The sequence below is a fragment of the Rhodococcus sp. RCBS9 genome (genome assembly GCF_029457415.1).
GTDB classification, from domain to species: domain Bacteria; phylum Actinomycetota; class Actinomycetes; order Mycobacteriales; family Mycobacteriaceae; genus Rhodococcus_F; species Rhodococcus_F qingshengii.
This window is the reverse complement of the sequence record NZ_CP120422.1, coordinates 5,487,793-5,507,670: the sequence shown is the minus strand read 5'-3', so window position 1 is coordinate 5,507,670 and position 19,878 is coordinate 5,487,793. Positions and strand designations below refer to the sequence as shown.

The 19,878-nt window shown below is 63.3% G+C and carries 18 protein-coding genes; 11 read left to right on the top strand and 7 right to left on the bottom strand.

Annotation, left to right across the window (positions count from 1 at the left end):
* Positions 1–7: 7 nt before the first annotated feature.
* Together P0M12_RS25885 and P0M12_RS25880 are read right to left on the bottom strand one after the other, a co-directional pair.
* Positions 8–2,719, bottom strand: coding sequence for a GNAT family N-acetyltransferase (locus tag P0M12_RS25885; protein WP_277377050.1), 2,712 nt, complete (start codon positions 2,717–2,719; stop codon positions 8–10).
* The gene (locus P0M12_RS25880) at positions 2,712–3,983 is read right to left on the bottom strand and encodes an acetoin utilization protein AcuC (RefSeq protein ID WP_003942159.1); all 1,272 of its coding nucleotides are present in this window, start codon (positions 3,981–3,983) and stop codon (positions 2,712–2,714) included. Before P0M12_RS25880 ends, P0M12_RS25885 begins: the two co-directional genes overlap by 8 nt.
* A 176-nt stretch (positions 3,984–4,159) precedes the next feature.
* On the opposite strand from P0M12_RS25880, the gene P0M12_RS25875 reads away from it, so the two are divergent.
* Both P0M12_RS25875 and galE read left to right on the top strand, forming a co-directional pair.
* On the top strand, positions 4,160–4,846 hold the full coding sequence (locus tag P0M12_RS25875; RefSeq protein WP_003942150.1) for a metal-dependent transcriptional regulator: 687 nt from the start codon (positions 4,160–4,162) through the stop codon (positions 4,844–4,846).
* Between the two features lie 8 nt (positions 4,847–4,854).
* Positions 4,855–5,844, top strand: coding sequence for a UDP-glucose 4-epimerase GalE (galE, locus tag P0M12_RS25870; RefSeq protein WP_003942257.1), 990 nt, complete (start codon positions 4,855–4,857; stop codon positions 5,842–5,844).
* On the opposite strand, the gene P0M12_RS25865 is transcribed toward galE, so the two are convergent.
* Positions 5,841–6,974 carry a DUF4192 domain-containing protein gene (locus P0M12_RS25865; RefSeq protein ID WP_193595340.1) on the bottom strand — a complete coding sequence of 378 codons (1,134 nt, stop codon included), beginning with the start codon at positions 6,972–6,974 and terminating at the stop codon, positions 5,841–5,843. The genes galE and P0M12_RS25865 overlap by 4 nt on opposite strands.
* 155 nt (positions 6,975–7,129) lie before the next feature.
* Entirely contained in the window at positions 7,130–7,885 is a 756-nt protein-coding gene (locus P0M12_RS25860; RefSeq protein ID WP_042919947.1) for a sensor domain-containing protein, read from the bottom strand.
* A gap of 355 nt (positions 7,886–8,240) precedes the next feature.
* On the opposite strand from P0M12_RS25860, the gene P0M12_RS25855 reads away from it, so the two are divergent.
* The 3 genes from P0M12_RS25855 (at position 8,241) to P0M12_RS25845 (ending at position 12,950) form a co-directional block, all read left to right on the top strand.
* Positions 8,241–9,200, top strand: coding sequence for a PAC2 family protein (locus P0M12_RS25855; protein ID WP_003942198.1), 960 nt, complete (start codon positions 8,241–8,243; stop codon positions 9,198–9,200).
* Between the two features lie 181 nt (positions 9,201–9,381).
* Entirely contained in the window at positions 9,382–10,419 is a 1,038-nt protein-coding gene (locus tag P0M12_RS25850; RefSeq protein WP_007732813.1) for an alpha/beta hydrolase, read from the top strand.
* A 26-nt stretch (positions 10,420–10,445) separates the two neighbouring features.
* Entirely contained in the window at positions 10,446–12,950 is a 2,505-nt protein-coding gene (locus tag P0M12_RS25845; RefSeq protein ID WP_003942173.1) for a DEAD/DEAH box helicase, read from the top strand.
* A gap of 53 nt (positions 12,951–13,003) precedes the next feature.
* Here the strand turns inward: P0M12_RS25845 and P0M12_RS25840 are convergent, their stop codons facing one another.
* The gene (locus tag P0M12_RS25840) at positions 13,004–13,411 is read right to left on the bottom strand and encodes a DUF5997 family protein (protein WP_193595343.1); all 408 of its coding nucleotides are present in this window, start codon (positions 13,409–13,411) and stop codon (positions 13,004–13,006) included.
* A 56-nt stretch (positions 13,412–13,467) separates the two neighbouring features.
* Here P0M12_RS25840 and P0M12_RS25835 point away from each other — a divergent pair, with 56 nt between their 5' ends.
* Both P0M12_RS25835 and P0M12_RS25830 read left to right on the top strand, forming a co-directional pair.
* Positions 13,468–14,316 (top strand): LysR substrate-binding domain-containing protein, encoded by an 849-nt coding sequence (locus P0M12_RS25835; RefSeq protein ID WP_193595344.1) that lies wholly within the window; start codon positions 13,468–13,470, stop codon positions 14,314–14,316.
* 122 nt (positions 14,317–14,438) lie between these two features.
* Positions 14,439–15,839 carry an FAD-linked oxidase C-terminal domain-containing protein gene (locus tag P0M12_RS25830; protein ID WP_277377049.1) on the top strand — a complete coding sequence of 467 codons (1,401 nt, stop codon included), beginning with the start codon at positions 14,439–14,441 and terminating at the stop codon, positions 15,837–15,839.
* Positions 15,840–15,867: 28 nt separating this feature from the next.
* On the opposite strand, the gene P0M12_RS25825 is transcribed toward P0M12_RS25830, so the two are convergent.
* Positions 15,868–16,788 (bottom strand): hydrogen peroxide-inducible genes activator, encoded by a 921-nt coding sequence (locus P0M12_RS25825; protein ID WP_042920013.1) that lies wholly within the window; start codon positions 16,786–16,788, stop codon positions 15,868–15,870.
* A gap of 229 nt (positions 16,789–17,017) precedes the next feature.
* On the opposite strand from P0M12_RS25825, the gene P0M12_RS25820 reads away from it, so the two are divergent.
* From P0M12_RS25820 to P0M12_RS25810, 3 genes are all read left to right on the top strand, one after another.
* Positions 17,018–17,605 carry a peroxiredoxin gene (locus P0M12_RS25820; RefSeq protein WP_003942119.1) on the top strand — a complete coding sequence of 196 codons (588 nt, stop codon included), beginning with the start codon at positions 17,018–17,020 and terminating at the stop codon, positions 17,603–17,605.
* Positions 17,606–17,607: 2 nt separating this feature from the next.
* The gene (locus tag P0M12_RS25815) at positions 17,608–18,147 is read left to right on the top strand and encodes a carboxymuconolactone decarboxylase family protein (protein WP_003942122.1); all 540 of its coding nucleotides are present in this window, start codon (positions 17,608–17,610) and stop codon (positions 18,145–18,147) included.
* An 80-nt stretch (positions 18,148–18,227) separates the two neighbouring features.
* A complete protein-coding gene (locus tag P0M12_RS25810) occupies positions 18,228–18,908 on the top strand; it encodes a PhzF family phenazine biosynthesis protein (protein WP_003942237.1) in 681 nt (226 codons plus the stop codon).
* On the opposite strand, the gene P0M12_RS25805 is transcribed toward P0M12_RS25810, so the two are convergent.
* On the bottom strand, positions 18,894–19,592 hold the full coding sequence (locus P0M12_RS25805) for a hypothetical protein (RefSeq protein ID WP_003942163.1): 699 nt from the start codon (positions 19,590–19,592) through the stop codon (positions 18,894–18,896). The genes P0M12_RS25810 and P0M12_RS25805 overlap by 15 nt on opposite strands.
* Before the next feature lie 17 nt (positions 19,593–19,609).
* Here P0M12_RS25805 and P0M12_RS25800 point away from each other — a divergent pair, with 17 nt between their 5' ends.
* Positions 19,610–19,876, top strand: coding sequence for a hypothetical protein (locus P0M12_RS25800; protein WP_042919958.1), 267 nt, complete (start codon positions 19,610–19,612; stop codon positions 19,874–19,876).
* Positions 19,877–19,878 lie beyond the last annotated feature (2 nt).

The window sequence follows — 19,878 nt, the reverse complement described above, 5'->3', positions numbered from 1 at the left end:
GCTGTGTCTACCGCAGCCGCCTGGGCCCCAGGTCGATTGCGCTCGGCTCAGGTCCGATTCGGACACGTGAATCGGTGATCTCCGCGCCGGTAGCCGAAGCGAGTACCGGCTCACAGGCCAGTTCGCGGACTTCGGGAATGTCGTCGGCCAGCGCCGAGATGCGCTGGACCAGATCAACCAACGCACCCTTGTTGACCGGAACGGCGTTGCGGTATCCGGAGAGAAGCGGCGCGGCCTTGGGCGCGTCGATCAATTCCGTAGCAGCGTCCTCGGTGAGAGGCAGTACGCGATAGGCACGGTCACCGAGGAGATCGGAGATCACACCGGCAAGCCCGAACGAGATCAGCGAACCGAACGACGGGTCGTCTTGGACACCAACCACACATCCGATGCCCTTGGTTGCCATTTTCTGCACGTGCAGCAGCGGTTCACCCGACGCTGCCGCAAGATCTCGGTAAGCGAGGCGCACCGATTCCGGTCCACTCAGATCCAGCCTGACACCGCCCAGATCCGGTCGGTGTCGCCACATTTCGCCGGTTGCCTTGACCGCGACCGGGTAGCCGACAGCATCCGCTGCCTCTACTGCTTCGTCTTCGCTCAGGACCGAACGGAATTCGACGACGGCGACCCCGTAACACTCGAGCAGCGCCGCCGCTTCCACATCTGAAAGCCAACGGCCAGGAGAGTTTTCAAGCCAATCTGCCACCATCTTCTGGGCTCGCTCGGAGTCGATACCCACGGGGCGAACCACCTTCGACGCAGGCTTGCTGCGCCACTCCGCATATCGCCAAGCCCTCGCCAACGCCAGGGCGGCACGCTCCGGCCCCGGGTAGGACGGCACCGAACCGCGGGTCGGGTTACCGACTTCGTCACGAACCGCCAGGACGTCCGGCACACCCTCAGCTGCGAGGAACGTGGTGAGAATCGGCTTGTCCGAGCCTGCGACGGCGTCCTTGAGTGCTTTCGCGAACGGCTCGACCGGAATGGCGACCGGAGGAACGAAGACGGCAATGACGGCATCGACGTCGAACGACGCCAAAGCGTCGCGCACGGCAGTGGCGAACAGTTCCGGACTCGCCTGGGCGCCGAGGTCGACCGGGTCGCTGACCTGCAGACCTTCACTGCGGGCCGCGTCCGCAGCAAGGACACCGAGCGCGGTCGAGTTGCCGATGACCGCAAGCCGGGGGCCGGCGGGCAACGGTTGGTATCCGAAGAGCAAGGCGCAGTCGAACAATTGTGAAATGGACCCGACCTGAATGACGCCCGCCTGTTCGAAGAGGGCGCGGACGATCGAATCGTCGATCTCGACTCCGGTGGCGGCGAGCACCGGCGGAACCGCGTGCCGACCGCTCTTCACTGCGACGATCGGCTTCTTCCGCGCAACTCGACGCGCGATGCGAGAGAACTTCCGTGGGTTGCCGAAGCTCTCCAGATAGAGAAGGACCACTTCGGTGGACTGGTCGGAATCCCAGTACTGCAGAAGGTCGTTACCCGAGACGTCCGCACGGTTACCGGCGGAAACGAAGGCGGACAATCCGATTCGGCTGCGCGCGGCTTCGTCGAGAATGGCGATACCGAGCGCGCCGGACTGACAGAAGAAGCCGACGTTGCCTGCCACCGGCAAGACCGGCGCGAGCGTCGCATTCAACGAAATCGCCGGGTCGTTGTTCGCGACACCCAGCGCATTCGGGCCGATGAGGCGCATACCGTGAGCGCGCGCTGCATGGACCAGTTTGCGTTCGGACGAGCGCCCGTCCGGACCACTCTCACTGAAGCCCGACGAGACGACCACCAGCGCTTTGACGCCCTTGTCGAGGCAGTCGTCGAGTACCGAATTGATCGATTCTGCAGGTACAGCCACGACGGCGAGATCGACGTCGTCGGGGATGTCACGAACCGTCGGATATGCCCGAACGCCGTGTACCGAACGATGCTCCGCGTTGACGGGATAGACCGGTCCGGTGAATCCGCCGCGCAGCAGGTTGGTCAACACCGCGTTACCCACTTTGGCCGGGTCCGCTGATGCGCCGATCACCGCCACCGATCGCGGGCTGAGCACGTTTCCCATGCTGCGGGCCTCAGCTGCCCGCTCACGCGAATTGCGTACTGAAACAAGCGCTTCCGTCGGGTCGATCGCGAATTCGAGTCTCAGCACGCCACCGTCGAAAGAGCGGCTCACCTGATACCCCGCCTCACGGAACACCGTCACCATGTTGCGGTTCTCGGAGAGGACCTCGGCGACGAACATCGTCAGACCGTTCTCGGCCGCTGCCGCTGCCAGGTACTCGAGCAGGATCGGGCCGAGGCCGCGCCCCTGGTGTGCGTCGGCGACGACGAAGGCGACCTCGGCAGACTTTCCGTCACCGACGTCGAGCAGTCGCTCGTATCGACCCACCGCGATGATCTCGTCGCCGAGCATCATCACGAACGCCACACGGTTGTGGTGGTCGACCGTCGTGAAGTTCTTGACGTCGCGCGCCGACATCATGGGGTACGGGCCGAAGTAGCGCAGATACCGGGTGCGCTCGGAGAGTTTGCCGTGGAATTCGACGAGCTTGTCCGCGTCTTCGGGAACGATGGGTCGCAACGCCACCGCTCCGCCGTCGGAGGCGAGAACATCGACTACCCAGGAATGGGGATAGGTGTGAGCGGGGTCGGTCTTCGGCGCCTGGCCGCTCGCCTCGCCGCCGGCAGCTTCGGTATCGGACTGTTCAGTCACGGGGATCCTCCGGGTCGAGTCCGAGTAGCGGGAACGAAGCGCGACGTGTCGCGATGATCGCCGAGTCGATACGGGTGAGTGCACGGTCCACCGAGGCGACACCTGTCTCCGGTGTACCACCCGGGCCGTCCCACGGCGTGTAGGCGACATCGCCGCCGTCCCCCATGGTCGGCGGGAGGTCGACGCTCGGCGCTCGCAGCTTCGTCGATTCCTTCCAGTCTTCCGGGACAGCGGTGTCGACGTCGATCTCGCGATCGAGCGCTGCAGCGATCAAGTGAGTCCATGCCCTCGGCACGACGCGCACCAGTCCGTATCCCCCGCCTCCGACTGCCAGCCACCGCCCCTCGGAGTAGCGGTCGGCGAGGTCACGCATCGCCAAAAACGCGGCGCGCTGACCGTCGACGGTGAGGGCGAGATCCGCGAGCGGGTCCTCGCGGTGCGAGTCGACTCCGCACTGGCTGATGATGATCTGCGGGCGGAAGGCTGCAATGGCTCCCGGGACGACGGCGTGAAATGCACGCAGCCACAACGCGTCGACGGTTCCGGGCAGCACCGGGATGTTCACCGCCGTACCTTCGGCGGCCCCGTCGCCGACCTCGCTCGACCATCCGGTGTTCGGCCACAAGGTTGCCGGGTGCTGATGCAGCGAGACCGTGAGCACCCGCGGGTCCCCGAGGAACGCATGTTGCACTCCGTCGCCGTGGTGAGCGTCGACGTCGATGTAGGCGATGCGGTCGTAGCCGTTGTCGAGCAGCCACGAAATCGCAACCGCCGCATCGTTGTAGACGCAGAATCCAGAGGCCCAATCCGCCATCGCGTGGTGCATGCCGCCGCCGATGCTGACCGCGCGCCTCGTACGTCCCGAAGCGATTTCCTGCGCTGCGGCCAGCGAGCCGCCGGCGAGGATCGCACTGGCTTCGTGCATGTGCGGGAAGACCGGGTTGTCCTCGGTACCGAGCCCGTGGGGAACATCCTGGCCGCTCACACCGTTGTTCGCAGAGTTACCCGCGTCTTTGACCGCTGCAAGATATGCCGGTGTGTGGATTCTGAGGAGGTCGGCATCGGACGCGGCACTCGGTTCGAGAAATTCGATGCCCTCGAGAAGTCCGAGGCTTCGCGAGAGTGCCATCGTGAGATCGAGGCGAGTGGGATTCATCGGGTGATCGGCGCTCCACCGATAGCTCAGGTACTCCGGACTCCACACCACGACTCGATTCGCTCGAGACGCCGCGGGGTCCCCGTCAGATCTGATCGACGCGGTCATGGGATCACGCTACTTCCTTCTCGTTTCGTGCTGCACACCACACTCGTGGCCCGCTTCGGAGACCGAGATCGAGTGACACGAATCCAATTCGGACACGCGCTGGACTCGCCGCGGTGGAGGCGGCACCGGAACCACGAACTGAACGGTAGAATGATCAACTGACGAAGGGGTTGAGTGTGAAGGATCTAGTCGACACCACGGAGATGTATCTCCGGACGATCTACGACTTGGAAGAAGAGGGCGTAGTCCCACTCCGGGCGCGGATCGCCGAACGGCTCGAACAGAGCGGACCCACCGTCAGCCAGACTGTTGCGCGTATGGAGCGTGACGGCTTGCTGATGGTCGCCGGCGATCGACATCTGGAACTCACCGACAAGGGTCGCGATCTCGCGATCTCTGTCATGCGTAAGCACCGGTTGGCAGAGCGCCTGCTGGTGGACGTCATCGGTCTCAAATGGGAAGACGTACATGCCGAGGCATGCCGTTGGGAGCACGTGATGAGCGAGGAGGTCGAGCGTCGGCTCGTCGTCGTTCTGAACAACCCCACGACGTCGCCCTACGGCAACCCGATTCCGGGCTTGGACCAGTTGGGACTCGACGGCCCGGTTGCCACCACCGAAACATTGGTGCGCCTGACCGATATTCCGCACGGCGCACAGACAGCTGTGGTCGTTCGGCGACTGGCCGAGCACGTGCAGTCCGATCCCGAGGTGATCGCGCAGCTGCGTGACGCCGGCGTCGTTCCCGACGCCAGGGTGACGGTCGAAACCCGTCCGGGCTCGGTGACGATCATCGTGCCGGGTCACAGCGGGTTCGACCTGTCCGAGGAAATGGCTCACGCCGTTCAGGTCAAGCAGGTCTGAGGAAGTAGATGAAACTCCTGGTCACCGGCGGCGCCGGTTACGTCGGCAGTGTGTGCAGCACTGTGTTGCTCGAGCGTGGACACGAGGTTGTCGTCATCGACGACCTCTCCACCGGAAATGCCGACGCGGTGCCTGCCGGTGCCGAGTTCATCGAAGGAGACGTGGGAGCGCTTGCTGCCGACGTCCTCGGCAGTGCGGGTTCACCGGTTTTCGACGGTGTGCTTCACTTCGCGGCGCAGTCGCTGGTCGGCGAATCGGTGCTGCACCCCGAAAAGTACTGGCGCGGAAACGTCGTCACGACCATCGAGTTGCTCGAGGCGATCCGTGTCTCCGGTACTCCGCGCCTCGTGTTCTCGTCCACCGCCGCAACGTACGGCGAACCGGAGCAGTCCCCGATCGTGGAGACCGCTCCGACCCGCCCCACCAATCCGTACGGCGCGACCAAGCTCGCGATCGATCATGCGATCACCTCGTACTCGATCGCTCACGGCCTCGGTGCGACGAGCTTGCGCTACTTCAACGTCGCGGGCGCGTACAAGTCCGCCGGTGAGAACCGGGTGATCGAAACCCACCTGATTCCGCTCGTCCTTCAGGTCGCACTCGAGCAGCGGGACAAGATCTCGGTCTTCGGAACCGACTGGCCCACGCCGGACGGAACCGCGGTACGCGACTACATCCACGTGCTGGACCTCGCCGAAGCACATCTACTGGCGCTCGAATCCTCGGTTCCCGGCGAGCACCGCATCTACAACCTCGGAAGCGGTGCCGGCTTCAGCGTGCGCGAGGTGATCGCCGCCTGTGCGCGGGTCACCGGCCTGCCGATCAACGTCGAGGACGCGTCACGACGGCTGGGTGATCCGGCAGTACTGATCGCATCGAGCGACAAGGCGATTGCCGAGCTCGGTTGGACGCCCACGCGTACCGATCTCGACGTCATCGTCGCCGACGCATGGCAGTTCCTCCAGGATCTGGGCGACCGCTCACACGCTGCTCGCTAGCTTCCATTCGGCAGTGCCGGCGGCAAGCCGGTGATTCCGAGCGATTCCCCGATGGACAATCCGACAGCCGCGAGGTCACGGATTCCGTCGGGGCGCATACCGGATTGCAGCGATAGATCCAGCAATCCCGCCAAGGTGTGTTCCGAATCGGCCGACAGCGCGGCCGACAGCGCAACACCTGCCAGAGGTCCGTCGCCACGCACGTATGCAAAGAAGCCGAGAAGTGTTGCCGGCCAAGCTCGTTCGGGCAACGGGACTTCATGGGTGAGCACGAGCCACAATTGCTCAGCATGTGCCGCAACGGACGTGATCGCCAATCCCAGCAGCACGTCGCGCACGCGTACGTCCGTCAATGCGACCACCAGATCGGCGCATTCCTGCGGGTCAGGGCGGTGAGCGCCTGCCTCGACACGGCGGACGTGTTCCAACACCAGATCGATCCGGCACTGAACTGCGGTTTCACCGCTCGGTCCCCCACTGTGCGCGCTCGACTCTCGTCGGCTCGCGATCAGTCGGGCAATCGTGTCGTGATTGCGAGCGGCGCCGTGTACCCACCGGACCAGTTCCTCACGCGAACGGCGAATGACCCTCCCGCCCAACACCTGTGCTGCTGCAACCGACGAAGATGCCGGGTCTGGCAGGGTGCCGCGGTGAATCGAACGCATGACGCTCGTCCACGGCTGGCCAGATTCTATTGCGGCCGTGCACAATACGTCGGCCAGCTCGACGCAGGTTCCGCCGAGCATGTCTTCGAATACCTCGGCCAGCTCGATGGTTTCATCGATCAGAGTTTCAGCTGCCGAGCAATCGGTGATCACCACGAGAACGACCGCACGCGCGCCTTCCCCGTCACAGACGGCGGCGAACTGGCGCAGCGCCGCGCTCATCTGCCTCGCGGGCTTTCCCCTGACACTGGGAAAGTAGTCGTGCCGCATCACTGGTCCGAGCGTCGAGGCGGAGGCGCCCATCAGAGACAGCGCAACCACAGAGTTGGACGGATGGAAGCCCAGGAGTGCGGGTATTGCCGCGATCAATTCGCCTGGATCGGAGACGCGTTCGACGCATCCGAGAAGGGCGGCAAGGTCGTCGTCGGAGAATTCGAATTCTCCCGGAAGAGGTGATGTCGTCATGCACACACCGTCGCTGATCACCCTGACCCGGCCGTCTGCTCGACCAGGGAAAACAGCTGCGTCCAAGTCGTCTGTGGATTACCGCATTTGTTGGGGACCAAGTACCGCGCCGCACCGAGCAGTTCCGCTACTTGTCGGACCTGTGTGCTGCGAAATCACTTGCCTGCTTTGACCTTCTGTACGGCTGCGGTGAACGCTTGATCCAGCGGTGCCGTCGAGGGCGTCGCAGAACCGAACGTCATCAGTGTTGTCGCCACCCGTACGTCGCCGACCTGCGCGATCAAGGTCAGCATCGTCTGATCACCGGCTGTGGCCTTGGGGGACACGACAGTGCGGCGAAGTGACATCGTCTTGTCGGCATCGATCGGCGACGGCGGAAGAATTTCCGTCGTCACTGTCGTAGTGACGCCGTTCGCAGTGACAGTCATGGACGGGCACTGCCGAGTCTGCGCTTCCAACTCGTCCAGTGGTGCATCGACCTTCGTGAGTTCGACCGAAATCGTTGCCCTCGTCGCATTGTCGGTCCCGACCGCCATCACGGTCCCGTTCGGACCGTAATCCTGTTCCGGTGGCTCACATTCGGACGGATCGACGGTGGCACCGCGCGGGACGCCGACTAGATCCGGCGCTGCCATCGGAACGGCTTGCGGGGGCAGCACAACAGCGCCGAAGGGCTCGGGGAATTCCTCGGGAGTCAGCAGCAGTTCGGACAGCGGTGCCGCCGTTTTCGGAGAGGTGGATTTCGGCGTCGAGGATTTGGGTGCAGCCGTCGTACTCGGCGCCGCCGTGCCGCTGTCGGTCGCACCGGCAGTCGCCGGCGCGGAGTCCGGAACGGGTGCTCCTTGGACCGACCCGGAGCAGCCCGCGAGTAGTGCAACGGCGGCCACCGCAGCAAGTGAGCATGCGGCCACTCGCCTGGACGATCGTGGACACACCCGCATGTAAGCCTCCGCACTCGACCGATCCCGACAATCGACCAATCCATTTCGGACAAATCGGCCGTGCCGACCTTGTGTTCCACTCTGCCATGTCCGAAGCCGCGCACCCGACATCTAACGAACGCCCAGGCCAAGTGTCGAAAGATACCGCTCAGCTTCGCTCTCGGCGAACGCCCGTCTCGTCGGATCGGGAATGATCGGTCACCGACTCGGTGTTCTTACCGATGAACGTCTGATCCAGTGCTGTCGGGCACCTGACTCCGATGCTGTCGCGCGTGCGCCGATAGTGGACACTTGAGATCAAGACCGAAGAGCGAAGGGGACTGCGATGGACGAACAGTCGAGGATGTACGAGCTGGAATTTCCGGCGCCCCAGTTGGCGGCTGCCGACGGCCAGGGACCGATCCTGATTCACGGACTCGAGGGTTACTCCGACGCCGGTCACGCCGTGAAGTTGGCGACGACGCATCTGCGCGAAAGCCTCGAGACCGAGCTTGTCGCGTCGTTTGCTGTCGACGAGCTGATCGACTACCGCTCACGTCGACCGACGATGACGTTCAAGGCCGATCATTTCTCCGATTACGACGCTCCGGCGCTCAATCTGTACGCACTGCGCGATACGGCCGGCACGCCGTTCCTGCTGCTCGCGGGGATGGAACCGGACCTCAAGTGGGAGCGGTTCACCACAGCCGTTCGTCTGTTGTCCGAACAGTTGGGAGTGCGTCGAACCATCGGGCTCAACGCGATTCCGATGGCAATCCCGCACACCCGACCGCTGGGTGTGACAGCACATTCGACCAACAAGGACCTGATCCAGGACCATCAGCGTTGGTCAGGTGAACTGCAGGTTCCCGGCAGCGCATCATCACTGCTCGAGCTTCGTATGTCTCAGCACGGGCACGAGGCGATGGGCTTTTCGGTGCATGTCCCCCACTACCTCGCGCAAACGGACTACCCGGGCGCCGCAGAAACTTTGCTCGAAAACGTTTCCGAGGTTTCGGATCTGGAGTTGCCCTTGGTTGCACTGGGTGAGGCCGCGGCGCGCGTTCGGGAACAGGTTAACGAGCACATAGCCGGGAACGAAGAAGTTCAGACTGTAGTCCACGCTTTGGAGCGTCAATACGACACTTTTGTCGCCGCTCAGGAACAACAGTCGTCCCTTCTGGCCGGCGAGGCCGACCTTCCCAGCGGTGACGAGATCGGCGCAGAGTTCGAAAAGTTCCTGGCCGAACAGGCAGGAAATGACGACTTCGGCTCAGCTGGAGACCTCGATCGAGGCGACAACTGACGAAAATGTGACGGGCGGGGCGCATAATTCGACATTGTGCGCATTCCGCAACCCCTCCGTTACCTGGGCTGTTGTTCAGGACACATCCGTCGGATAGCCTCAAACTCTGTGTGATTTTCGTTGACGGCTCAACAACTGGAGCAGACAGTCAACGTGGTCACACGCCGAGCCAGGAGGCGACATGAGCAGACCACGGAACCGTCAGCTCCGACCGGTCCCCGACGAGGAACCGCGGATGATGTTCCGGACGATTCACGGCTACCGACGCGCATTTCGGATAGCCGGCGAGGGTCCGGCAGTACTGCTCCTGCACGGAATCGGCGACAACTCGTCGACGTGGACCGAGATCATTCCCCACCTCGCCAAGAAGTACACGGTCATCGCACCTGACCTGTTGGGTCACGGCCGTTCCGACAAGCCACGCGCGGATTACTCGGTAGCCGCGTACGCCAACGGCATGCGGGATCTTCTGTCGACGCTCGGCATCGAGCACGTCACCGTCATCGGGCACTCGCTCGGCGGCGGCGTAGCGATGCAGTTCTCCTACCAATTCCCACACATGGTGGATCGCCTCGTGCTGGTCTCGGCCGGTGGCGTCACCAAGGACGTCCATCCGCTGCTTCGCCTCATGTCCGTTCCGGTGGTCAACGAGGTGGTAAAGCTGCTCCGGATACCTGGTGCGATGCCGCTCGTCCGGATGGCCGGGAACCTTGCCGGCGTAGTTCACGGTTCAAATCTGCGTCCCGGCACCATGTTGCACGACACACCGGACCTGATTCGCGTGCTCGCTGATCTCCCCGACCCCACTGCCTACGAGGCCTACCTTCGTACGCTGCGGGCCGTCGTGGACTGGCGCGGACAGGTCGTCACGATGCTCGACCGCTGTTATCTGACCGAGAATCTGCCGGTTCAACTGATCTGGGGCGACGACGACTCCGTCATTCCCGTCTCCCACGCTCATCTCGCGCACGCGGCGATGCCGAACTCACGCCTCGAAGTCTTCCGCGGCTCGGGCCACTTCCCGTTCCGCGACGATCCGATGCGTTTCCTGCAGATCGTCGAAGATTTTCTTTCCAGCACCGCACCACTCGTCTTCGACGAGGCTCGCTGGCGCCACATGCTGATCTCCGGGGTCGGCGAGAACACCATCACCGGAACGTCGTCCACCCGCATGGCTGTGCTCGACGCCATGGGCTCGGACGAGCGAAGCGCAACCTGATCCACGGTTGCGGCTAGCCTGTACGAGTGCTGCTGACGGAACTTCTCCCCGACAACGCGGATCCTGATTCCGTTTTCGACGCCTTCTCTTCGTGGACCATCGAACGAGGTTTGACGCTCTACCCGGCCCAAGAAGAGGCCGTCATGGAGTTGGTCTCGGGTGCAAACGTGATCCTTGCGACGCCGACCGGGTCAGGCAAATCGATGGTGGCGATCGGCGCGCATTTCTATGCGATGTCGCTCGGCAAGCGCACGTACTACACAGCGCCGATCAAGGCGCTCGTGAGCGAGAAGTTCTTTGCACTGTGTGAGGTCTTCGGTGCCGAGAACGTCGGCATGATGACCGGCGACGCCGCCGTGAACTCGTCGGCGCCGATCATTTGTGCGACGGCCGAAATCGTCGCGAATCTTGCACTGCGCGAGGGCCCGAACTCCGATATCGGCCAGGTCGTGATGGACGAGTTCCACTTCTACTCCGAACCCGATCGAGGTTGGGCGTGGCAGGTTCCGCTCATCGAGTTGCCGCACGCCCAGTTCCTGTTGATGTCGGCAACTCTCGGTGAAGTCGACTTCTTCTCCGAAGATCTGACGCGCCGTACCGGGAAACCCACCACCGTCGTCTCCGGCACAGAACGCCCCGTGCCGCTGATGTTCTCGTATGCGACCACGCCGGTCGGCGAAACCATCGAAGATCTGGTGACCACCAACCAGTCCCCCGTCTACATCGTGCATTTCACGCAGGCCGCCGCCCTCGAACGCGCCCAGGCACTGACGAGCGTCAACTTCTGTTCCAAAGAAGAGAAGGAAGCGATCGCCGAGGCGCTGGGTGGTTTCCGCTTCACCACCGGGTTCGGAAAAACACTCTCCCGCCTGGTCCGGCACGGCATCGGCGTTCACCATGCGGGCATGCTGCCCAAGTACCGACGGCTCATCGAAGTTCTCGCACAGGACGGGCTTCTCAAGGTGATTTGCGGTACCGACACCCTCGGCGTCGGCATCAACGTCCCGATCCGCACGGTGCTGCTCACGGGTCTGGCCAAGTACGACGGCGTCCGCACTCGGCATCTGAAAGCCCGCGAGTTCCATCAGATCGCCGGTCGCGCGGGTCGTGCAGGCTACGACACGATGGGCACCGTCGTCGTCCAGGCACCCGAACACGAAGTAGAGAATCTGCGGGCAGTCGCCAAGGCCGGCGACGATCCGAAGAAGATCAAAAAGATTCAACGCAAGAAGGCTCCCGAGGGGTTTGTGTCCTGGAGCGAAGCGACGTTCGATCGCTTGGTCGCCGCATCGCCCGAGCCGTTGGTGTCGCGATTCTCGGTCAGCAACTCGATGCTGCTCAATGTCATTGCCCGCCCGGGTAACTGCTTCGACGCGATGCGGCACCTGTTGGAGGACAACCACGAATCGCGTCCGGCGCAGCGCAAGCACATCCTCAAAGCGATCTCGCTGTATCGCGGATTGCTCAGCGCCGGCATCGTGGAACGCCTCGACGAACCCGACGAGTACGGCCGCATGGCTCGGTTGACGATGGACCTGCAACGCGACTTCGCCTTGAACCAGCCACTCTCACCGTTCGCCTTGGCGGCATTCGAACTTCTCGACGTCGAATCCGACAGTTACGCACTCGATGTCGTCTCGATCATCGAGTCGACGCTCGACGATCCGCGTCAGGTTCTGATGGCGCAGCAGCACTTCGCTCGTGGCGAAGCGGTTGCGCAGATGAAGGCCGACGGCATCGAGTACGAGGAGCGCATGGAACTCCTCGAAGAGGTTACGTGGCCGAAACCGTTGTCGGACTTGCTGTTCCCGGCTTTCGAAATGTACCGGGGTGGCCACCCGTGGATCACCGAGTTCGCCCTCTCCCCCAAGTCCGTGGTGCGCGACATGATCGAACGCGCCATGACGTTTGCCGAGTTGATCAGCCATTACGGACTCACCCGGTCCGAGGGCCTCGTCCTGCGCTACCTCGCCGACGCCTACCGCGCGCTGCGACAGACCGTCCCGACGGAAGCGCGCACCGAGGAACTCGAAGACATCATCGAGTGGTTGGGCGAGCTGATCCGTCAGGTCGACTCGAGCCTGCTCGACGAATGGGAGTCACTCACCGACCCCGGAGCCGAGGCAGATACGGAAGAGGTTGCGTTCGGCGCCGACATTCCCCGTCCCATCTCGGCGAACCCGCGCGCATTCCGCGTCATGGTGCGCAATGCGATGTTCCGACGCATCGACCTCGCGTCGCGTCGGCAGTGGAACGAGCTGGAAAACCTCGAGGACGGTATCGACGCCGCCGAGTGGGAGGAGCAACTACTCCCGTACTTCGAGGAGTACGCAACAATCGGAACCGGGCCATCGGCGCGCGGGCCGGCGCTCTTCCAGGTCACCGAAGAGGGTGAGTTCTGGCGGGTGCGGCAGGTGCTCGAGGATCCGGAGGGCGATCACGGATGGGCACTGCTTGCCGTCGTCGACATCCCGGAATCGGATGCCGCGGGTGAAATCGTGTTCGACGAGCTGAGCGTCGTGGAAGGCTAGCGCCTGTGCGCCTTTTTGGTAGTCATCGCTACCAAAAAGGCGCACAGGGGGCGTCAGCCCCTACGAGCCTTCCGCGGCTGATTACGACGCGCAGCGCGCTTTTCCTTGATGCGAATGTTCTCGGCCCGCACCTCGGCCTGAACAGCGCGTTCCTTTTCGAGCCATTCGGGCTTCTCTTCGAGGAGTGCGGCGATCTGATCCGTGGTGAGTGCTTCTTCGACGCCGCCGCGGGCCAGGCCGGCGATCGATACGCCCAGCTTGGCTGCGATGACCGGGCGAGGATGCGGTCCGGTGCGTCGCAGCTCCAGCAGCCACTCCGGCGGATCGGTCTGCAGAGCGGTCAGCTCGTCACGAGTCACGTCGCCTTCCTGGAACTGCGCAGGTGTTGCTTCCAGGTACACACCCAGCTTCTTGGCAGCCGTCGTCGGCTTCATCGTCTGGGGAGTTTTGTTCGACGTCATGCAACAAGAGTAACCAGCCGATACGGGTGCTTTTACCAAGGCGGTAGCCTTGCCTGGTGACAGACGCGGATAGTCAGGCAATTTTTCGACTCGCGTACGCCCCGGGGGTGACGCCCACCAAGTGGGTCCGGGTGTGGCACGAGCGGCTCCCCGAGGTGCGTCTGGAACTTGTTCAGTTCCCGGTTCTCGAACTCGAAGCTGCACTTCGCGCCGGTGAAGCAGATGCAGGTTTGGTTCGACTGCCGATCGACCGGACCGGCATCAGCGCCATCTCGCTGTACGCGGAAACCCCGGTGGTGGTGGTACCGAAAGATCACGTATTCACCACTGTCGATCAGATTTCCGTCGACGATCTGGCCGACGAGATAGTGCTCGATCCTCTCGACGACAGACTCGACTGGCCGACCCGTCCCGGAAAGACCGCCGCCGAGCGACCCGCGACCATCGCCGACGCCATCGAGTTGGTGGCCGCCGGCGTCGGAGTTGTCGTGGTTCCCCATTCGCTGGCGCGGTTCCACCATCGCAAGGACCTGACCTTCCGTCCGGTGGACGGTGCGCCCGAGGCTCCTGTGGCTTTGGCATGGATGGAGTCCAAGACCACAGATCTGGTCGAGGAACTGATCGGCATCGTGCGGGGCCGAACGGCGCAGAGTTCCCGCGGCCGAAACGGTGAGCCGGCGGCGAAGATCAAGGGCTCCGTCAAGGCCAAGATCGCGGCCCGCGAGCGTCGCGCAGAAGCTGCCAAGAACGGGCAGAAAGCAAAGGGCGCCGGCACCGCGAAGAACATTTCCGGCCGCAACGCCGGTTCCGGTAAGGCCAAGGCGGGTGGCAAATCGGGTAGCGGCAAGTCAGGTGGGACCAAGAGTTCGGGTGGCCGGTTCTCCGGAAAGCAGAAGGGCCGCTAGGGCTTCAACTGGCAACTCGGAGGATCGCTGCCGGACAACGCTGAACTGTTCAGGCGGGACAGAGTCGGGCTGTGGTCTCGCGAATTGGCGCATCGTCGAACTCCGTCGAGCATGATGAGAGTATGACTCCCGCGAGTTCTTCAGCCCTCGACGAATTGGTAGCGGCACTCCCCGAGGGAGCGGTCCTGCTGGATCCGGGTGTGACCGCGGGCTACCGCCAGGACTGGGCCGCCGACCCGACTGCCGGCCATCCCGCTGCCGTGGTTCGCGCAACGTGCACCGAAGACATCCAAACAGTGATGCGCTGGGCAACCGCCAACCGCGTACCGGTGGTTCCCAGAGGTGCCGGCTCGGGCCTTTCCGGTGGATCCAGCGCCGTCGACGGTTGCATCGTGGTCAGCACCGAGCGAATGCGACAGATCACGATCGACCCGGTCGCCCGTGTGGCGGTTACTCAGCCCGGCTTGATGAATGCGGAGGTCAAGAAAGCCGCCGCAGAGCACGGACTCTGGTACCCACCTGACCCGTCGTCCTTCGAGATCTGTTCCATCGGCGGCAATGCAGCCACCAACGCCGGCGGACTCTGCTGCGTCAAGTACGGAGTTACCACCGACTACGTTCTCGGACTCCGGGTCGTGCTGGCAGACGGGACAGCGGTCAGCCTCGGAGGTCCCCTTCTCAAGGACGTCGCCGGACTCTCACTCACCAAACTGTTCGTGGGCAGCGAGGGCACTCTCGGCATCATCACGGAAATCACGTTGCGTTTGATTCCCGCGCAGCCGCCCGCATCAACCGTCGTCGCGTCGTTCGACTCAGTACAAGAAGCTGCCGACGCGGTCTTGGCGATCACCAGCAACATGCGTCCGGCGATGCTCGAGTTCATGGATCACGCCAGTATCAATGCTGTCGAGGATTCGGTACGCATGGGTCTGAACCGCAAGGCTCACGCACTACTGCTCGCGCAGTCCGACGCACCCGGCGCGGCAGGCGTGCTGGAAATCGAGACGATTGTTCAGGCGTGCGAAAACAACGGAGCCACCGAAGTATTCGCCACCGATGACCAGGCCGAAGGTGACGCTTTTGCGGCGGCACGGCGAGCGGTGTTCCCGGCCGTGCTCGCGATGGGAAGTCTGCTTCTCGAAGACGTGGGCGTTCCCATGCGCGCACTCCCCCAGCTGGTAACCGGGGTCGAAGCCATCGCCGACGACCTCGACGTCCTGATCTGCACGGTGGCGCACGCCGGAGACGGAAACACACACCCGCTCATCGTCTTCGACCCCGCAGACCCGGACATGTCCGAACGCGCACAGATCGCATTCGGACGGGTGATGGATCTCGCCATCGCGCTCGGCGGCACGATCACCGGCGAACACGGGGTGGGTCGACTCAAGCGCGACTGGCTGCCGTCACAGTTGGGTGAAGACGTCATGGCCCTCAATCGCAAGGTCAAGGATGCGCTCGACCCGCTGGGAATTCTCAATCCCGGAGCCGTCATTGCCGTGAAAGAAGGCTCTCTCGACTAGCTTTCACGTCGACGTCGAACGAGTTACGTCATCGAGGAACCGTCGGGCTGACCGAACGGACCAGCTCGGCCAGCTGACGGAATCCTTCTGCTCGGCCACTCGACGAGCGGAACACGACGCCGATCGTGCGACCTGGAGCCGGCGAAGCGAAACGCGCCGTCGACAAGTCCCCGCGTCGAACCTCCACTGCAACAGCCGATTCCGGGACCAAGGTCACCCCGAGTCCCCCGGCCACACATTGCACGACTGTCGCGAGAGAGGTCGCCCGCGTGTCGCCGGCAAGCGGATGGGCGTCTACCGAACGGCACAGATCCAACGTCTGGTCGCGCAGGCAGTGGCCGTCGTCGAGCAAGAGCAACGGCAGCGCGTCGAGCACGTCCGCCGTGAGATCGACACGTCCGGCCAAGGAATGATCGTTCGGCACGACCATCACAAAATCCTCTTCGTACACAGGAACTTCCACCAGGCCAGGTGTTCCGGCAGGAAGCGCCAACACCGCGACGTCGAGCGCTCCCGATCGCAGGGCATCAAGCAAGCGCGCCGTTTGATCCTCGACTATTTGCGGCGCCAACGACGGCAGCTTCTCGCGCAGCTCCGGCAACAACCCTGGAAGAATGTAGGGCGCAACGGTCGGGATCAACCCGATGCGTAGCGGTCCGGTCAGAGAGTCGCCGGAGCCGGCCGCGCTCGCGACGAAACCGTCGGCAGCCTCGAGGATTTGCTTGGCCTGACCGAGCAAGCGCTGTCCGTCCGCGGTCACGAGCACGCGCCGCGTACTACGTTCGATCAGTTTGACCCCTAGTCCCGCCTCGAGAGCTGCCAGCGCCTGCGACAGTGTGGGTTGGCTCACACCGGAACGCGCTGCGGCAGTACCGAAGTGCCGGTACTCGGCCACCGACACAAAGGCACGCAGCTGTGACAAGGAAGGTTGATAAGTCTGATCAGACATGCCTATCAGTGTAGTGCCACCCATCACCTTTACCTTTTGAACGGTTTGATGCAGAATGGACTCATACCAAAAAGCGCCGGTCACAACCTCGACACTCCAGTCGAAACCGTCCGACCCGCTGACGGTGACAAACCCTCTCGATCCAGCACGTTCGGCCGTCACAGTCCGAACAGCCGGATCGTGTGCGCAAGAAATTCCTGTTCACGAGACACGTAGGAGAATGAGACACATGGCTCTGCTCACAATCGGCGACCAGTTCCCCGCTTACAACCTCACGGCTGTCATCGGCGGCGACCTGTCCAAGGTCGATGCCCAGCAGCCCGATGACTACTTCACCACCGTCACCAGTGACGACTACGCAGGCAAGTGGCGCATCGTCTTCTTCTGGCCCAAGGACTTCACCTTCGTGTGCCCCACCGAGATTGCTGCATTCGGCAAGCTCAACGAAGAGTTCGCAGACCGTGATGCTCAGGTTCTCGGCGCTTCCGTCGACAACGAGTTCGTGCACTTCCAGTGGCGTGCACAGCACGAAGAGCTCAAGACCCTCCCCTTCCCGATGCTCTCGGACCTCAAGCGCGAGCTTGCCGAGGCCACCGGCGTCCTCAACGCCGACGGCGTTGCAGACCGCGCGACGTTCATCGTCGACCCCAACAACGAGATCCAGTTCGTCTCCGTCACAGCCGGTTCCGTCGGCCGTAACGTCGACGAGGTTCTCCGCGTCCTCGACGCTCTCCAGAGCGACGAGCTGTGCGCATGCAACTGGAAGAAGGGCGACCCGACCATCAACGCCGGCGAGCTCCTGACTGCGAGCGTCTGAGTATGAGCGTCGAGAACCTCAAGAACTCGCTTCCCGAGTACGCGAAGGACCTCAAGCTCAACCTGAGTTCCATTGCGCGCACGACGGTCCTGAACGAGCAGCAGTTGTGGGGAACGCTCCTCGCAACGGCCGCAGCCACCAAGTCTGCGTCCACGCTCAAGGAGATTGCTTCCGAGGCTGCCGACAACCTGTCGGCAGAGGCATACAACGCCGCTCTCGGCGCAGCGTCGATCATGGGCATGAACAACGTCTTCTACCGCACCAAGGGCTACCTCGACGGTAAGTACGACGACCTTCGTGCCGGCCTGCGGATGAACATCATCGGCAACCCGGGCGTCGACAAGGCCGACTTCGAATTGTGGTCGCTTGCAGTGTCCGCGATCAACGGCTGCAACCACTGCCTCGAAGCTCACGAGAACACCCTCCGCCAGGAAGGTGTCGACCGCGAGGTCATCTTCGAAGCGATCCGCGCCGGTTCCATCGTCGCGGGCGTCGCACAGGCTGTCGAAGCCAACGAGATCCTCTCTGCTGCACAGGTCTGATCACTCGGACCTGAGTGCAGTTCGACGAGCCCTCCCCACCGTGAAGGTGGGGAGGGCTTTTCGCGCGCTAGGGTGGACCGATGGGTATCGAGGTGAGTGTGGTCCGGGTCTTCACGGACGAGAACGGCAAGCACGGGAATCCGTTGGGAATCGTCGACGCGTCCACGGTTGCAGAATCGGATCGACAAGCCGTCGCGAAGGAACTCGACTACAGCGAGACCATCTTCATCGACGTTCCGGATGACGGCGCCTCGCGTGCGCGGGTCCAGATCTTCACTCCGGCAGCAGAACTCCCCTTCGCCGGACACCCGACCGTCGGTGCCACGTGGTGGCTGGGCGAACAGGGCCGTCGCGTGAGCGCCCTCGACGTTCCTGCCGGCAGTGTCGACGTCCGCCAATCCGGCGCTTTGACGTGGGTACGCGCGCGTGCCGAATGGGCACCGGAATTCGCGATCTATCCGATGGACACGGTGGACGACGTCATCGACGCAGATCCGTCCGACTACGAGGCGGATCATTCGTATCTGTGGGCGTGGCAGGACAAGCTCGAAGCTGCCATCCGCGCACGCATGTTCGCACCGGTGATGGGAATCGCCGAGGACGAGGCAACCGGATCTGCAGCGCTGCGCATCACGGACCGATTGAGGAAATCACTGCTCATCACCCAGGGACGCGGATCGGTGCTTCACACCACCTTCTCTCCGGAAGGTTGGCTCGAAGTCGGCGGCCGCGTCGTCGCCGAGCCGTCACGAACCTTGTGAGTACCCGGCGGGATTGCGTCCGGCCTCGAGGTCACGTGCACTCAGTGATACCGAGATCTCGTCACCGAGCGCAACTCCCGGCGCGAGGGGCAACTGATCTCCACTCCAGAACTTGCCCGGGTCGAACCAGTTGACACGACGATTGCCGACGAGCAGACCCATCGCTTCATAGGTCTTGGCAACCACTTCGGCGCAGTAGGCGCTCTCGACGGCCACTGCCGATACGTCGGACTTCTTGCGCAGCTTCGGGATTCGGCCTCCGAACCAGCGCGAAGCAAGCTTGGCCGTCGACGGGAAAGGCGTACCGTCCAGCCGCGCGATCGTCTCGAGCAGAGCGTCTTCCTGCTCCCGGGTGACTTCGTGGTCGAGCTGGCGCAACCATCCACGCTGCCCGTACTTGGCGCCCCAGACCTGAACGGCCGATCGCAGATCGTGCAGTTGGACACCACGCTGGAAGCGTCCGGTCCACATGTCCTGCAGCGAGTGACCGAGTTCCGCATGCCACATCAGCGGCGGGAGGTCGTCGATCACGACCGACATTCCGACGTGGTTGACGGGACTGTTGGTCAGTGTCTGAATGGCCCGGTCCGCCGTCGACTCTCCACGGAAGATCCAGATGTCGCCCGTGCGGGTCGCCGCAGCGGCCTCGTCGAGACTCACCTGCGAAAGCAATCGTCGGTCCATGCCTCTAGCGTAGAGGGATGAAACTCCGTACTCCTCTGCGCGCCTCGCACGTTTGGAAACTGGTCGGCCTCGCCGGTGCAATGGGCGTTGCCGCCACCGGGGTTCTCGTTGCGCGCGGCGAACGCCAGCGTCGGGCCTACTCTCCGGACGAAATTCGCTCGGTACTGCACGAGCGGTACACCCAGGCCTACGCCAAGCAGTCGGAACAAGAGGTTCTGGAACTCGAACCTGCACCCAACGCTGTGCGGCGCCGAATCGAGAAATTCTTCCGGCGCCGCAGCTGACT